Origin of the sequence: Plantactinospora sp. B6F1 (genome assembly GCF_040120695.1) — a bacterium.
GTDB lineage: Bacteria > Actinomycetota > Actinomycetes > Mycobacteriales > Micromonosporaceae > Plantactinospora.
In genome coordinates this window covers 1-14,373 of record NZ_JBEEAC010000027.1, presented here as the reverse complement: position 1 = coordinate 14,373, position 14,373 = coordinate 1, and the positions used below count along the sequence as shown (strand labels likewise).

Below are 14,373 nucleotides of genomic sequence, written 5' to 3'. Positions count from 1 at the left end.
TCACACCTCCGATTCCTGGCGACGGGTCATGACCAGCCATATCACCGAGACCGCCAGCACCAGCAGGAAGAACAGGGTGGACGCGGCGGCGGCGTAGCCGGTCCGGTAGTCGGTGAAGCCGACCTCGTAGACGTACTGCAGCGCCGAGCGGGTGCTGAAGTTCGGGCCGCCATTGGTCATCAGGTACATCTGGTCGAAGACCTTCAGCGAGGCGATCACCTGGAGCACCACCACCAGCGTGGTGGTGCGGGCCAGCAGCGGCAGGGTGATCCGGCGGATCTGCTGCCACGGCCCGGCGCCGTCGATCGCGGACGCCTCGTACAGGTCCCGGGGTACGTCCTGCAGGCCGGCGAGGTACAGCACGAAGTTGAACCCGAGCGTCCACCAGACGGTGCTGATCGCCAGCGAGCCCATTGCCCAGGCCGGGTCGCCGAGCCAGTTTGGCGCGGTGAGGCCCACCGCGTCGACGGTCCGGCTCAGCAGGCCGAGTTCCGGCGTGTAGATCCACAGCCAGATCAGCGCCACCACGGCGGAGGGCAGCACGTACGGCAGGAAGAAGGCCAGCCGGAAGAACCAGCGTCCCCGGCGGGCGCGTTCGGCCAGCAGCGCGAAGACCAGCGCCAGGACGACCAGTGGCGGGGTGGTCAGCAGGGTGAACCAGGCGGTGTGCCAGAGCGCCCACCAGAAGTCGGAGCTGCCCAGCGCCTCGGCGTAGTTGCTCAGGCCGGCGAAGTCGCCGAGCCCGGGCCGGACCATGCTGGTGTGGAAGAAGCTCATCACCAGCCCGTACAGCGCGGGTCCGATGATGAAGAGCAGGTAGAGCGCGAGGAACGGGGCCAGGAAGAACAGCGCCGGCCGGCCGTTCCCGCGCCGCGGGTGCGCTGCCGGTGGTGAACCGGATCCGGCGCCGGTCCGGTCGGGGGAGTGGGTGGTAGTGGTGGCCACGGCATACCTCCTCGATGAGGTCGGGTCACACCGGTGACGGAGTCTGGGCGAGGATGGTCAGCTGTGACCGGATCTGCGCTATCGCGGCCTCGGGGGTGAGCTGGCCGCCCTCCACCGCGCCCACCGCCGCGCCGATCACCCTCTCGAAGTTGGAACCGGAGCCGGAGTACCAGGCGGGCGGGTCGTAGACGGCGGTGTCCGCCGCCGCGGCGTAGCTCGACTGCGGACTGAGCCGGCGGTAGGCGTCGCTCTCGGCGAACGGCAGCCAGGTCGGGACGTGGCCGCCCTCCGCCCAGGTGAGGCTCTGGTCGAGCACGAACCGGACGAAGTGCAGCGCCCGGTCCAGCCGGGCCCGGTCCAGGTCGGGGCGGACCGGCAGTACCAGGGTGTGCGAGTCGGCCTGCACGGCGTGCGGCCCGCCGAAGACGTTCGGTATCAGCGTCATCCCGAACGGCATCTTGGCGGTCTGGAAGGTGCTGATCTCCCATTCGCCGTTCAGGTGGAAGCCGGCCTGCCCGGTGGCGAACATCGCGATCGCGCCCGGGTAGTCGGCGCCGCCCGGGATCAGCCCTTCTTCGACGGTGAGCGCGCGCAGGTAGTCGAGCACCCGGCCCGCCTTGGCATCGTCGAGCACCACCCGGGTGCCGTCGTCGGCCAGGATCTCGCCCTCGAGCTGTGAGTAGAGGGTCTGGAAGAGCCGGAACGGCGAGGCCGGGTCGGAGTTGATGCCGTGCGTGGCGCCGTACCGGCCGGTCACCTGCTTGGCCCGGGCGAGCGCGTCGGCAAACGCCGCCTCGCCGACGATCGGCTTGAGCTGTCCGTCGGAGTCGAGCAGTCCGGCCTGCTGGCAGATGTCGGTGTTGTAGAAGAGGACGAACGGGTGGGTGTCCAGCGGGATCGCGTACGCCCGGCCGTCGACCAGCCCGGCCTGCCAGGCCCGCTGGTTGAACTTCTCCGGTGTCATGCCGTGCCGGGCCAGGTCCTCGGGGCGCAGTTCCTGGAGCAGCCCCGCGTCGACCAGGGTCTTCATCCGGGTGAGGTGCGAGATCGCCACGTCCGGCGGTTCCTCCCCGACCGTGGCCAGGGAGAGCTTGGTGTAGTAGGGGTCGCCCCAGGCCAGGATGATGGCCTTGAGCGGGGTGGCGGGGTGCGCCCGGCGGAAGGCGTCCTGGATCTGCTGCATCCGGACGCCGTCGCCGCCACCGAACAGGTTCCAGTACTCGACGGCGCCCGGCGCCGCCTCGGTCTTCAGCAACCCGGCGCCGAGCGGGGTGGCGCAGCCGGTGAGGGTCGCGGCACCGGCACCGGCGAGCGCGCCGAGCAGTACGCCGCGGCGGCTCAGTGCCGGCCCGGCAGGTCGGTGGGTGGGCGGTGGATCGTGCATGGTTCCCCTCCTGACCGGTGTAGTTCATGAACCGTTTCAGGTATCAATACCGGGGCCGGCGGCACTGGCGGCGCGGGGCTGCGCCGGTGGTGGCTGCCGGAGCGGCCCTATGTTAACGATCACACTGGTCCAGATTGTTGCCGGTCGGGTGGGGGCCGTCAATCCATAGCCGCTGTTTTCCTGACGAAAAACCCGGGTAGCTGTCCCGCCGTCGGTCACCCCGCCGACACCGCCGCGCCGCGGGACGAGCTGACAGATTCTTATCGTTTCAACCGGTACTCGGCCGATGACGACGGCAGCGGCGGCGGCGAGTGGCAGCCCCTCAGCCCTCAGCCCTCAGCGCTCGGCGTCGGCCGTCGGCCCCTGCTGCTCCGGCTGCCGCTGCTCCGGCACCGGGTCTGGGTCTGGGGCTGGCCGGGGCGTCTCCCGGGTGCCGGCCCAGGCGGACCAGAGCGCCGCGTACCGGCCGCCAGCGGCGACCAACTCGTCGTGGGCGCCGACCTCCGCCACCCGGCCGGCGTCCAGCAGGATGACCCGGTCCGCGGCGGCCGCCTGGGTGAGCCGGTGCGCCACCACCAGTCCGGTACGCCCGTCCAGCGCCCGCGCCGCCGCCGTCTCCAACTCCCGTGCGCCGGCACTGCCGGCCTCGGCGGTCGCCTCGTCCAGGATCGCCACCGGCGGGGCCACCAGCACCAGCCGGGCCAGGGCCAACTGCTGGGCCTGCGCCGCCGTCAGCCGGTGCCCGCCGTCGCCGACCACCGTGGCCAGCCCGTCCGGCAGCGCGCGTACCCAGCCCAGCGCGCCGACCCGGTCCAGCGCGGCGAGCAACTCCTCGTCGGTGGCGTCCGGCCCGGCCAGCCGCAGGTCCTCGGCGAGCGGCCCGGCGAAGACGTGCACCTCCTGGCTGATCAGCGCCACCGTCCGCCCGGCCACGGCGGCACCGAGATCCTCGATCGGTACGCCGCCGAGCCGGATGCCGCCGCCGCTGGGCCGGTGGATCCCGGCGATCAGCTTGGCCAGCGTCGTCTTGCCTGCACCGCTCGCCCCGACCAGCGCGACCCGCTCGTTCGGCGCCACGCTGAACGTGACGTCGTGCAGTACGTCGTGCCCCGGCACGTAGGCGTGCCGCAGTTCCTTCGCCTCGATCCCGCCGTCCACCGGCACCGGACGGTGCTCCGCCGGCCGGTGCGCCGGCAACCGGGTGACGCCGACCAGCCGGACCAGGCTGGCGGCGGCCGACTGCGCGTCGTCGACCAGGCTCAGCGCGGAGTTGAGCGGACCGAAGAGGTTGTGGAAGTAGAGGGCGGCGGCGGATGCCGTGCCGACGCTGACCGCGTCCGCCCGCACCAGCAGGAAACCGGTCACCAGTACGGCGGTCAGCCCGACGAACTCGGCGAGGTTGAGTCGGCCGAAGAACCTGGTCATCAACCGGATCCCGCGCAGCGTCAGGTCGACCGCCGCGACGGAACTGCCGGAGACCCGCCGCAGGTGCGGCTCGGTGAGCCGGAACGCGCGTACCGTCCGGGCACCGCCGACGGTGTCCAGCAACCGTTGCTGCTGGGCGCCGTGCGCCACCCGCTGACTGGCGTAGAGCGGCTGCGCCCGGCGGGCGTACCACCGGGCGGTGTGCAGTTGGATCGGCGCCGCGAGCAGCGCGGCGAGCAGGAACCGCCAGTCGAGTACGGCGAGCCCGACCAGGGTCAGGCCGATGGTCAGGCCGGAGCGGGCGAGCTGCGGCAGGGCGGTCCGGACGGCCTCGGCGATCACCGTCACGTCCCCGGTGACCCGCGCGGTCAGGTCGCCGGAACCGGCCCGCTCGACCTGCTCCAGCGGCAGGTCCAGTACCCGTTCGATGAACCGTTCCCGCAGCTCGGCGAGGATGCCCTCGCCGAGCCGGGCGACCTGGGACAGCCCCAGCGCCAGTGAGATCCCCTGGACGACCGCGACCAGCCCGAGTAGCACCGTCGGGGTGGTGATCGCCCCCGGTGGCCGTCCGTCGACGACCAGGTCCACGATCTGCCCGAGCAGCGGCGCGGTGAGCAGCCCGACCGCGGTGGAGCCGACGAGCAGGGCGAGGGCGCGGATGGCGAGGAACCGGCGGGGCCGCAGCAGTTCGGCGAGGGTCTGGCGGACCTGCCGCCCGGTCGCGGTCGGCAGCAGCTCCCGGGCCGGTCGGTTGGTGCTCACCGCAGCACCGACGCCTGATAGGTGCCGTCCCGGCGGACCAGGTCGGGATGACTGCCCTCGGCCCGCACCGCGCCGCCGTCGAGCAACACCACCCGGTCGGTGACCGCGAGCAGCGCCGGACTGGTGGTGACCAGCACGGTGGTCCGGCCCTGCCGGAGTTCCCGCAGCCCGGCCGCGATCCGGGCCTCGGTGGCCGAGTCGACCGCGGTGGTGGGGTCGTGCAGGACCAGCACCGGCGGCTCGGCGGCGAGTGTCCGGGCCAGGGCCACCCGCTGGCGCTGCCCGCCGGAGAGCGACCGTCCGCGCTCGGTCAGCAGCGTGTCGACCCCCTGCGGCAGGGTGCGGGCCACCTCGTCCACGTCGGCGGCGGCCAGCGCCCGGCGTACGTCGGACCCGGCCGGAGCCGACGCGGCCACGTTCTCCCGCAGGGTCCCCTCGAACAGGTCGGCGTCGTGCGGCGCGACCAGGATCGCCGCGCGTAACCGTTCGGGGTCCAGGGTGTGCAGCCCGACTCCGTCCAGTTCGACCGTGCCGGCGTCCGGGTCGACGTCCCGACCGAGGCAGCGCAGCAGGTCGTCGGCGACCGCCGGCTCGGTCGCCACGATGCCGACCAGCTCGCCCGGGGCGGCGTGCAGACTGACGCCGCGCAGCGTGCCGTGCCGGACGTCCCGCAGGTCGAGACGGCCGAGTACCGGGGTGTCGGGGGAGCCGTCGCCGGTGGGTGTGGCCGGAGCCGCGCCGAGGACCGAGGCGATCCGGTCGGCGGAGGCGCGACCCTGGGCGAACTCGGCGTTCACCCAGCCGAAGACGGAGAGCGGTCCGAGCAGGAACAGCGCCAGGCCGACCGCCGCGACGAGTTGCCCGACGGTGAGCGCGCCCTGCGCCGCCAGCCGGCCGCCGAGCAGGCCGACGGCGGCCACGAAGAGTCCGGTGATGATCAGCAGGGTGCCGTCGTACCATGCCTGGGCCTGGGCCGCCCGGACCGTGGCGGCCAGGGACTCCCGGCTGGTCCGCCGGTAGCGTCCGGCCGCGGCCGGTGCCGCACCGAGACCCTTGAGTACGCGCAGCCCGGCGACCAGGTCGGCGGCCACCCCGGAGGCGTACGCGGCCCGCTCCTGCTCGGCGTGGCTGCGCCGCTCCAGCGGGCGGCCGAGCCGGTGGGCCAGCCAGAGCAGCAGCGGTGCGCCGACCAGCACCAGCAGTCCGAGGGGCACCGAGACCAGCAGCAGGGCCACGCCGCCGACCAGCAGGCCGGTGGATGCCCCGATCGCGGTGGCGAGGGCCCGGTTGACCGCCCCGACCCGGTCGGCGTCACCGGTGGCGGTGGCGACCAGCGCACCGGGCAGCCGGCCGGTCTCCGCTCCGCCCCGGTGGTCCAGGATCCGCCGGGTGAGCGAGAGCCGGAGCTGGTGCGCGGCCTGCTCGACCGCGCGTTCGCCGGTACGGGCGCCCAGCCGGAAGCTCGTCGACAGCACCGCGAAGACCACGGCCAGTACGCCGATCCAGCCGACCAGGTCGACGACCCCGCCCCGGCCGACGGCCCGGTCGATGACGACGCCGATCAGCACCGGTACGAGTGCCTCGCCGGCCTGGTGACTGGCGCTGAGCCCCGCACTGGCCAGTACGTGCCGGAGCTGGCCGGTGATCGCACCGGTCAGCACCGTACGTGCCGTGAGGCTACCGGTCGGCACGCTCAGGCTCCTCCGCTGGTGAACTGAAGGTTAGGCTAACCTAGCATCCGTCGTCTGGGCCTCGTCGGAGTGCCGGCGTACCCGGATGACCGCTGTATTCGTCCACCCGGCGGAGCATCGCCAGCACCATCGCCGGCAGCATCAGCACATGCCCGGCCATCATCAGGAACTCCCCGCTGACCGCCCCCATCCAGTACGGCGGCAGGAAGAGCAGGAACGGCAGGTACATCGCCGCGCCCATCTCGGCGACCGGAGCCCAGCCGTGTGCGCGGTACCGCATCCAGACGGTCATTGCCAGCGTCATGTTGGTGGCCATCACCAGCGCGCCGATGTCGGGGTGGTCGAGTAGGGGGTTCAGGTCGAGCCCGCTGGCGGCGTCGAGGGCGGTGGCCAGCACCCTCCAGACCGGGCCGAAGAGCAGCATCCCGATGACCATCGCGATGGTCATCTCGGCGAAGTGCCGCAGGAAGTGCCGGACGGGTCGGTGCCGGGGCGTACCGGAGACGTGCGATCGGGTGTCCGCACTGTCGGTGGATTGGCTGTCCGGGACCGCGGCGTCCGGGTCCGTGGTATCCGGGACCGTACTGTCCGGTGTCGTGGATGTCATGGTGCAAGGCTCTCGGTGTTGCCGCTCAACCGGCAGACGCGCGACGCACGGTTCGACCATGCGGATCGCGTGGCTGGACCGTGCGTCGCGGAGAGCAAGCCGGCGCGAACGCGACCCGACGGCGTCCGTGTCAGTCGAGCCGGTTTCCGTCCGGATCGGGGTCGACGCCGGAGTCCAGATAGGAGTCGAGGAGATTCGTCGGCGCGCCGGCCTCGATCAGCAGGTCGACGGCGGTGATCGCATACCAGTTGTCGGCGACGGCGTGCATGGCGGCAGCCTGGGCGAGCAGGTCGGGATCGGTGGCGAGATCGGCGAGCTCGGCGAGGGCGGTGTCCCGGCTCAGACCCTCGCGATAGCCACCGGCGTAGTCCGTGGCGAGCCGGTGCACTCGGGCGAGGACGAGTCGGCGGTCGGTGGGCTGGTGGGCTGCGGTGCAGGCGTGGGCGGCGAGGGTGCGGCCGCCGGCCTGGTCTCGGCTGTCGTACACCTCGATATTCTATCGTACATGTGTTCGAATTGTGCTCTCGGCGGGGTGCGACGCAAGTGCCGTCCACAGTGTCTGGATGGGCTATGTATCTGCAGGTCAGCCGTGTCGACGCAGCCGGTCGGCCAGTTCGGCGAAGCGTTCGAGCGCAGCCACGCCGTCCGTCGCGGCCACCTGGAGGGCCAGCACATCCGGGCGGAGCCGGTCGAGCAACCGTGCGCAGAAGTCGAGGAGTTGCCGGGGCTCGCCGACCCGGCGATACCGGGCGAGGATCGCGTCCCGGCCGAGCCGGTCGGCCCGCCGACGCAGCCGGGTCGGGCTCGACGCCACGAGCCGGCCGGGCGTGCGCAGTCCGCGCCAGGGCCGCAGTGCCCGCATCGCCTCGTCGTCGCTGTCGGCGAGCACCACGAAGCTGCTCAGCACCACCCTCGGTGGCGTACGCCCCGCCGCTACCGCGGCCGCCCGCGCCACGTCCACCACCTCCCGGCCGGTTCGTTCGGGGTCCTTGACCGAGCTGACCACCCCGTCGGCGAGCCGACCGGCGGTGGCCGCCGAGCGGGGACCGGCCGCCGCCAGGTGCACCGGTACGCCGGTCAGCGGAGGACTGTGCAGCCGGATCGACGAGACCGGATAGAACGCCGCATCGGGCTGCCGGACGGTCTCGCCGGCGAGCAGCGGCCGGAGCAGCCCGAGCGCCTCGGTGATCCTGGCCAGCCGCTCCGGGTACGGCGGAAACCGGCCCAGCGGCGCCTCGTTGATGCCCTCCCCGGTGCCGACCCCGAGTTCGAACCGGCCGCCGGAGAGCCGGTCGAGCGTGGCGGCGGCCTGCGCGACCAGCACCGGATGCTGGCGGAACAGCGGGCAGGCCACCGCGGAGACCAGCGTGGCGCGTCGGGTCGCCGTGGCGATCGCGCCCAGCGTGGCCCAACCGTGGCCCGCCGACCCGGCGTCGTCCACCCACGGCTGGAGGTGGTCGGAGACGAGTACGCCGTCGAAGCCGGCCTGCTCGGCCCGGCGGGCCTGGGCCACCAGCCGTTCGGGCTGCCACTCCTCGTGACCGAGGAACCAACCGAACCGGGTCAACGGGCTCCTTCGGAATCGGCGGCACCGTCCCGCGGAGCGGGCGGCAGCGGCGAGGCGGGCAGCATTGGCGGAACCGATGGCGTCGGCGGAGCGGATGGCGCCGGCGGAGCGGGCGGCACCGGAACCGTCGATGGTCGAACCGGTGGCGGTACCGACCGGACGGACGGGGCCGAAAGCGGATCGGCAACCATATCATCATCGATGTAACAGCCTCGGTGAGCGGCGTGTCGGCGTGGTGTACCGGCCGGCGCACGAGGGTCGGTTCGGCAGCCGCCTACCCTGACGTCACCGTTGATCGACGCAAGCCCCGGGAGCAGATCATGAGATCCCAGCGCCGCGACCCCGGAAGGCCCACATTGAGCGAGGTCGCGGCCCGGGCGGGCGTCGGACGCGGCACCGCCTCCCGGGTGGTCAACAACTCCTCACAGGTCAGCCCGACGGTCCGGGCCGCGGTGTGGGCGGCGGTCCGGGAACTCGGGTACGTGCCCAACCGTGCCGCGCGGGCGCTGGTCACCCAGCGGACCGACTCGGTCGCGCTGGTCATCTCCGAGTCCGGCGAGCGGGCGTTCGGCGAGCCGTTCTTCGCCGGCATCGCCCGCGGGGTCAGCGCCGGGCTGGCCGACACCCCGCTGCAGCTCTGGCTCTCCTGGATCCAGTCGCCGGGCGGACGGGAGAAGATGGAGCAGCAGCTCACCGACCAGCACGTCGACGGGGTGATGCTCATTTCGCTGCATGACGCGGATCCGCTGCCGGGACTGCTGATGGAGCGCGGGCTACCAACCGTCCTCGGTGGACGGCCGGCCCGGATGCTCGGCCCCGGTACCCAGCCGGCGTACTTCGTCGACGTGGACAATGCGGGCGGCGCCCGGCAGGCGGTCGAGTACCTGATCGGGATCGGTCGCCGGGTGGTCGCCACCGTGGCCGGACCCCAGGACATGGGTGCCGGGGTGACCCGGCTGATCGGCTACCGCGAGGCGCTCGACGCGCACGGCCGGCCGGTCTCCGAGGACCTGATCGAGTACGGCGACTTCAGCGCGAACAGCGGCCGGGCGGCGATGCGCCGGCTGCTGGACCGGCGCGGCGACCTGGACGCGGTCTTCGCCGCCTCGGACCTGATGGCGTTGGGGGCGATGCAGGCGCTGCACGAGGCCGGCCGGCGCATTCCGGCGGACGTGGCGGTGGTCGGCTACGAGGACTCGTCGTTGGCGCTGCACGCCAACCCGCCGCTGACCTCGGTGCACCAACCCGTGATCAGGATGGGCACGGAGATGGCCCGGTTGCTGGTCGCGCAGATCCGGGGCGACGAGATCCCCTCGCCGGCCGTCTTCCTGGACACCCACCTGGTCCGCCGGCGGTCGGCCTGACCGGCCGCGTCCAGGATTGACGCCACGTTGGACCAGCCGGTCGTGCCCGGGATCGACACCGGCCGGCCGTGCGGTGGGGGACACCGGTGCCGCCGGGGGAGCGGCTCAACCGGGGTTCTTCGCCGTGCGGGCCACCAGCAGTGTGCTGCGGGCCGCCGCCGTCGCCACCACCAGGGTCGCCAGGGCGGACAGCGTCAGTGGGTTCAGTACCAGCCCGAGTGGGCCGAGCGCGACGAGCGCGAGGAGGGCGGTGAGGTAGGTCCGGGAGCGTACGCCGAGGACCGCGTTCTTGAACAGCAGGAACCCGGCCAGGAAGAGCACCGGGCCACCGAGCACGCCGACGATCACCGCCGGCCTGCTCTCACCGGTCGGGTGGCGCAGCGTGAGGTCGTCCCCGACCGCGGTGACGATGACACCGGCGACCATCGGGATGTGCAGATAGGTGTACGCCGACCGGCCGAGCCGGCCCGGCTCCTCGGCCTCGGCGAGCACCCGCCGGGCCGCGTCGGAGCTGCGGTCGAAGTAGATCCACCACAGTGCCACGCTGCCGAGAAAGGCGCTGGACAATGCCGCGAGGGTGGTCCAGCCGTGTCCCAGGGCGTCGAAGACCGTGCCGGTGACCAGGATGGACTTCCCGAGCGCGATGATCACGAAGAGTCGGGCCCGTTCGGCCAGATGTGCCCCGTTGATCGTCCACTCCGCCGGCGTCGACCGGCCCCATTTCGGCACGTAGAAGCCGCCGGCCGCCGCGGTCGTGTCGACGGCCACCGCCGCGACCCAGAGGCCGAGCCTGAGCGGGCCGGCGGCGAACCCGCCGGCCAGCCAGAGCGGCGCGGAGACCGTCCGCCAGACCAGCAGGCGCTGGAAGTTGCGGTGCAGCTCGGACCGACGGGCCAGGGCGGAGGCGACGAAGAGCGACCGCCCCACCGACAGTGCCACGTACGCCGCCGCGAACCAGAGCCCTCGATCCCCGTACGCCTCGGGCAGCGCCGAGGACATCACCAGGCTGATCCCCATCAGCGCGATGAGCAGCACCCGTACCCTGGGTTGGTCCGGATCGAACCAGTTGGTGATCCAGGCCGTGTCCACCCAGGCCCACCAGATGGCGAGCAGCAGCACCGCGGCCCCGGCGACGCCGGCCGGGTGTAGCCGGTGCAGCAGCAACTCGGTCAACTGGGTCACGGCCAGCACGTAGACCACATCGAAGAAGAGTTCGATGGTGGTGACCCGGGCGTCCTCCGGCCCGCGCAGGACGTCCGGTCGGCCGGCCGGGCTGGTCAAACCTGCCTCCACCGAGGGTCGTCCGGCCCGTCGTTCGCGGGCGCTGAACGGTCAATGAGGGGCAATCGCCATATTACCGGCGTTCAGCCTGTAATACTGCTGTATCCGGCGAGCGGCGTGATCCGGAGAAGTGGCGCGTCGCCGGTCGGGCCGGCCGGTGGCACCGGGTGCGGACCGGTGGGGTCGTTTGCGGGCCGGTCCGGACGGGGATGCGAAGCACTCGATCGCCGGACCGTTGCCAGTTCTCGTGACACCAGGCTCCCGAGGCCGTACGAGACGGGGGATGCCCCAGCGGAGGAGACATGCCCGTACTTGCCAAGAAGGTCCTCACCTGGCTATTCGTGGGTTTCCTGATCTTCTTCATCGCGTTCCGGCCGGATGGTGCCGCCGAGTTGGTCGAGACGATCGGGGCGGTGTTGATGGCGATCGCCCAGGGGATCGGTGACTTCCTGACCCGGCTGATGGCCTGACCGACCCCGGAGCGCGAGGGAGTCCGGGGCAGCCAGGGGAGTCCCGGGTCAGCGCAGCGCCGCGAGTGTCTCGGCGGCGACCTGGAGGTCCTCCCGGGGCTCGACGACCAGCACCGGTACCCGGGCGCCGGCTGCCGAGACCACGGCGTCGGTTTCCTGGTTGCCGCCCTGCGGCGGGGTGACGCCGAGCAGGCCGAGCCCGGCGCAGACGTCGTGCCGCACCTCGGGCTGGTCCCAGCCGATCTCGCCGGTGAAGACCACGGCGTCCAGCCGGTCCAGGCTGGTGGCGGCGGCCGCCAACTCGCGGCGTACCCGGTGGGCGTAGACCTGCAGCGCCAGCGCCGCCACCGGATCGTCCGGGGCGGCGGCGACCAGGTCGCGGGTGTCGTCGGAGCGGCCGCCGGAGAGGCCGAGCAGTCCGGACCGCGAGTTGAGCCCCTCGGAAAGTTCGGCCAGGCTGAGCCGGTCGTCTTCGAGCAGCCAGAGCAGCATTCCCGGGTCGACCGCCCCGGAACGTTTCGACATCGGGATGCCGTCCAGCGGGGTGAAGCCCATCGAGGTGTCGACGCTGCGGCCGTCCCGGACGGCGCAGACCGAGGCGCCCCCGCCGAGGTGGGCCAGCAGGAGCTGGAGGTCGTCGGCCGGCCGGCCGAGCAGTTCGGCGGTACGGCGCAGCGCGTAGGCGTACGACAGGCCGTGGAAGCCGTACCGGCGCAGCCCCCAGCGCCGGCGCCACGGCGCGGGCAGCGGATAGGTGGCGGCGGCGGCCGGCAGGTGGGCGTGGAAGGCCGTGTCCGGGCAGAGCACCTGGGGTACCTCGGGCAGCCGCTCCCGGATCCGGTCCAGCAGGCGTAACGCGGGCGGCAGGTGCAGCGGGGCCAGCGTGCCCAGCCGGTCGAGTTCGGCCCGGAGCGCGTCGTCCACCCGGGTCGGGGTGCGGACCAGGTCACCGCCGTGCACCAGCCGGTGGCCGACGGCGTCGGGCGGGTCGTGGGCGGCGAGGAAGTCGCGTACCGCCCGGTCCGCCTCAGCCGATCCGGGCGGCTCGGTCCGGGCCAGGCCGTCGGTGACCTCGCCCGCCCGGACGTAGTCGAGCCGGAGACTGGACGAACCCGCGTTGACGGTCAGTACGACCGGGGGGCCGGGTGGCGGTCCGCTCGTCCGGGTCGGCATCCGTGCCTCCTTCGGCCATCCGTCCCGTCGTCTGTCCAGGTGGGGGTGTGTTACCCAGCCCGTCCGGGTCCACGCACCGACAACCTGCCGGTTACGGGCTTCCGAAAACATTCGACAACCTTTTCGAAACAACACCAAAGATCAAACCGCGATTCTTGCGGTACACGCTGTCTGGCGTTACCTCCTCGCGATGTGCGGAACATCTTGCCGAAAACCTTTTCGTGCGCCATCGTGTGCAGAACGCCGAAACCCACCACCCCGCCGAACCTCCGGCGGACCCGGCGCCAAGGAATTGATCTTCATCAATCGCTTGAGCCAAGGAGGAGTCCGATGAGGCGATGGTGGCCGGCCCTCGCGCCGTTGCTGGCGCTGGGCCTGGTGTTCACCGGGATGGGAGTGGCCAAGGCCGCGCCCGGGGACAACCTGGCCTGGACCGCGACCGCGAGCGCGTCCTACACCTCACCCTGGGAGAGCGTGGAGGCGATCCGCGACGGGATCGACCCGACCACCTCGAACGACACCCAGAACCCGCGCTGGGGCACCTGGCCCAACACGGGGGAGCAGTGGGTGCTGCTCACCTGGACCCAGCCGCAGGCCATCCGGGCCGCCGAGGTCTACTTCTTCGACGACAACGGCGGCGTACGCCTGCCGGCGTCCTGGCGGGTGCAGAGCTGGAACGGCAGCGGCTACGTCGACGTCGCCGGAGCCAGCGGCTATCCGATCGCGGCCAACCGCTACAACCTGGTCACCTTCAACCAGGTCAGCACCACCCGGCTGCGGGTGCTGCTGCAAAGTGGCGCTGCCTCGGTCGGCCTGCTGGAGGTCAAGGCGCACGCCCAGCCGCCCGGCACCGGCCCGACCAACCCGCCGACCACCCCGCCGTCCTCCGGCTGGAACCCGCCGTCCAACCTGGTCACCCCGTTGGACGAGGTCTGGCGGCACCAGGAGCAGACCTACAACAACGGCAACCTGTACGGCTTCCGCAACTACGGCTGGGACCAGCTCTTCGCCAACCGGGGCTACATCAACTACTGCGTCCGCTGGGACTCCTCGGCCACCGTCACCGCCGCCCAGCGCGACCAGATCCACGCCGCCCTGGCCCGGCAGTACAAGAAGTGGATGGACGTGATGGTCGGGCACAACGCGTTCCCGTACACCGACGTCCCGGTCCGGGTGGTCGGCTGGGCGGTCCGCGACCGCTCCCAGCTCCAGTGGTCGGACTCCTCGGTCGACATCTACGTGGGCGACATCCGGGAGAACGCCCCGCAGTGCGCCGCGCCGTGCGGCCGGTTCTTCAACCAGAACGGCCAGTACCCGAACTGTCCCGGCGGCGCGGCCCGGCACTACGACCACTCGCTCTGGCTCACCGACGGCTTCGGCGGCGGTGCCGGCGGCGACTGGGGGCAGCGGATGGGCCGGGAGTACTTCATGAACAACCTCAACACGGAGAACATGACGATCCTGCTGCACGAGATCGGCCATACCTACGGGTTGGACGACTTCTACGACTGGACCCCCACCGGTCAGTGCTGCTTCATCATGAAGGCCGGCAGCGCCAGCTCGATCACCGAGTTCGACCGCTGGATGTTCCGGGACTGGTGGCGGCACCTGAAGAACCGCTACGGCTACTGATCTGGTCGCGCGAACCCTCGGGTCGCCCGGCCGTGCCCGCCGGGCGACCCCCCCCCCCGAGGTGTCCCAACA

General features: G+C 72.2%; 12 protein-coding genes. 3 read left to right on the top strand and 9 right to left on the bottom strand.

Features of this window, described 5'->3' with window-relative positions; all coding sequences use genetic code 11:
• From ABNF97_RS26285 to ABNF97_RS26255, 7 genes are all read right to left on the bottom strand, one after another.
• Positions 1–945, bottom strand: coding sequence for an ABC transporter permease subunit (locus ABNF97_RS26285; RefSeq protein ID WP_130463255.1), 945 nt, complete (start codon positions 943–945; stop codon positions 1–3).
• Between the two features lie 25 nt (positions 946–970).
• The gene (locus ABNF97_RS26280; RefSeq protein ID WP_130463254.1) at positions 971–2,329 is read right to left on the bottom strand and encodes an extracellular solute-binding protein; all 1,359 of its coding nucleotides are present in this window, start codon (positions 2,327–2,329) and stop codon (positions 971–973) included.
• 336 nt (positions 2,330–2,665) lie between these two features.
• Entirely contained in the window at positions 2,666–4,516 is a 1,851-nt protein-coding gene (locus tag ABNF97_RS26275; protein ID WP_349340144.1) for an ABC transporter ATP-binding protein, read from the bottom strand.
• Positions 4,513–6,207, bottom strand: coding sequence for an ABC transporter ATP-binding protein (locus ABNF97_RS26270; RefSeq protein ID WP_349340143.1), 1,695 nt, complete (start codon positions 6,205–6,207; stop codon positions 4,513–4,515). Before ABNF97_RS26270 ends, ABNF97_RS26275 begins: the two co-directional genes overlap by 4 nt.
• Before the next feature lie 40 nt (positions 6,208–6,247).
• Positions 6,248–6,814 carry a hypothetical protein gene (locus ABNF97_RS26265; protein ID WP_349340142.1) on the bottom strand — a complete coding sequence of 189 codons (567 nt, stop codon included), beginning with the start codon at positions 6,812–6,814 and terminating at the stop codon, positions 6,248–6,250.
• A 130-nt stretch (positions 6,815–6,944) separates the two neighbouring features.
• The gene (locus ABNF97_RS26260) at positions 6,945–7,301 is read right to left on the bottom strand and encodes a hypothetical protein (RefSeq protein ID WP_130463252.1); all 357 of its coding nucleotides are present in this window, start codon (positions 7,299–7,301) and stop codon (positions 6,945–6,947) included.
• A gap of 96 nt (positions 7,302–7,397) precedes the next feature.
• Entirely contained in the window at positions 7,398–8,381 is a 984-nt protein-coding gene (locus tag ABNF97_RS26255; protein WP_349340141.1) for an LLM class flavin-dependent oxidoreductase, read from the bottom strand.
• A gap of 320 nt (positions 8,382–8,701) precedes the next feature.
• Between ABNF97_RS26255 and ABNF97_RS26250 the strand changes: the two genes are divergently transcribed.
• Complete coding sequence (locus tag ABNF97_RS26250) at positions 8,702–9,745, top strand: substrate-binding domain-containing protein (RefSeq protein WP_130463250.1); 1,044 nt, start codon at positions 8,702–8,704, stop codon at positions 9,743–9,745.
• A 105-nt stretch (positions 9,746–9,850) separates the two neighbouring features.
• Here ABNF97_RS26250 and ABNF97_RS26245 read toward each other — a convergent pair whose 3' ends face one another.
• The gene (locus tag ABNF97_RS26245) at positions 9,851–11,026 is read right to left on the bottom strand and encodes a low temperature requirement protein A (protein WP_349340140.1); all 1,176 of its coding nucleotides are present in this window, start codon (positions 11,024–11,026) and stop codon (positions 9,851–9,853) included.
• Between the two features lie 302 nt (positions 11,027–11,328).
• On the opposite strand from ABNF97_RS26245, the gene ABNF97_RS26240 reads away from it, so the two are divergent.
• Positions 11,329–11,496 (top strand): hypothetical protein, encoded by a 168-nt coding sequence (locus ABNF97_RS26240; RefSeq protein ID WP_165436734.1) that lies wholly within the window; start codon positions 11,329–11,331, stop codon positions 11,494–11,496.
• A gap of 48 nt (positions 11,497–11,544) precedes the next feature.
• On the opposite strand, the gene ABNF97_RS26235 is transcribed toward ABNF97_RS26240, so the two are convergent.
• Positions 11,545–12,669 (bottom strand): acetate/propionate family kinase, encoded by a 1,125-nt coding sequence (locus ABNF97_RS26235; protein WP_349340139.1) that lies wholly within the window; start codon positions 12,667–12,669, stop codon positions 11,545–11,547.
• Positions 12,670–12,999: 330 nt separating this feature from the next.
• Here ABNF97_RS26235 and ABNF97_RS26230 point away from each other — a divergent pair, with 330 nt between their 5' ends.
• Positions 13,000–14,301 (top strand): hypothetical protein, encoded by a 1,302-nt coding sequence (locus tag ABNF97_RS26230; RefSeq protein WP_349340138.1) that lies wholly within the window; start codon positions 13,000–13,002, stop codon positions 14,299–14,301.
• The last annotated feature ends 72 nt before the right edge of the window (positions 14,302–14,373 follow it).

Coding starts and splice junctions, on each gene's coding strand:
- ABNF97_RS26250 (WP_130463250.1), top strand. CDS start 8,702: ATGAGATCCCAGCGCCGCGACCCCGGAAGGCCCACATTGAGCGAGGTC.
- ABNF97_RS26265 (WP_349340142.1), bottom strand. CDS start 6,814: ATGACATCCACGACACCGGACAGTACGGTCCCGGATACCACGGACCCG.
- ABNF97_RS26240 (WP_165436734.1), top strand. CDS start 11,329: ATGCCCGTACTTGCCAAGAAGGTCCTCACCTGGCTATTCGTGGGTTTC.
- ABNF97_RS26230 (WP_349340138.1), top strand. CDS start 13,000: ATGAGGCGATGGTGGCCGGCCCTCGCGCCGTTGCTGGCGCTGGGCCTG.
- ABNF97_RS26280 (WP_130463254.1), bottom strand. CDS start 2,329: ATGCACGATCCACCGCCCACCCACCGACCTGCCGGGCCGGCACTGAGC.
- ABNF97_RS26235 (WP_349340139.1), bottom strand. CDS start 12,669: ATGCCGACCCGGACGAGCGGACCGCCACCCGGCCCCCCGGTCGTACTG.